The following is a 431-nucleotide window of genomic DNA, read 5'->3' as shown; positions in this document are numbered from 1 at the left end:
GCCAGAAGTAGAAGCGGCAACGGAATTCCAGCCACATGATCCGAAGGCCCTGGTCATCGGTTTCGCATACGTTCTTGAAATACAGCAGCACCGGAAAGCCAAGAAAAACGAACAGCAGGCCGCCGGGCCCGACGAAGAATGAAACCAGCACGCCGACAAACATCGACGCGACGACGACAACCAGCATCGCCATATAGGGAACGCCCCAGATGGCCGCCGTGCGGCCAAGGCCATTGAATCCGGGATAGCGGGTTTTTTCGTCCGACATGGCGTGCTCAGCTGAACATGTTCCACAGATACGGTGCGAGCACGCCGACCACCGAGCCCACCGCCGCCACCTTGCCGCACATCGTCACAAACTCGCTCCAGTGCGCGCGATCGGCCCAGCACTCCGCCCCTTTCCACATCAGCACGCAGGCCGCGACGACGCC

The 431-nt window shown here is 61.0% G+C and carries 1 protein-coding gene; it reads right to left on the bottom strand.

The window, feature by feature from the left end; translation table 11 throughout:
- On the bottom strand, positions 1–268 hold a 268-nt coding region (locus tag P0D96_RS48435), incomplete at its 3' end, for a VirB3 family type IV secretion system protein (RefSeq protein WP_408321474.1).
- Between the last annotated feature and the right edge of the window lie 163 nt (positions 269–431).

Source organism: Paraburkholderia sp. RL17-347-BIC-D, from assembly GCF_046027915.1.
In the GTDB taxonomy this organism is placed as follows: domain Bacteria; phylum Pseudomonadota; class Gammaproteobacteria; order Burkholderiales; family Burkholderiaceae; genus Paraburkholderia.
Note: the sequence above shows the minus strand (reverse complement) of the source record. Positions and strands in the feature narration are given on the sequence as shown.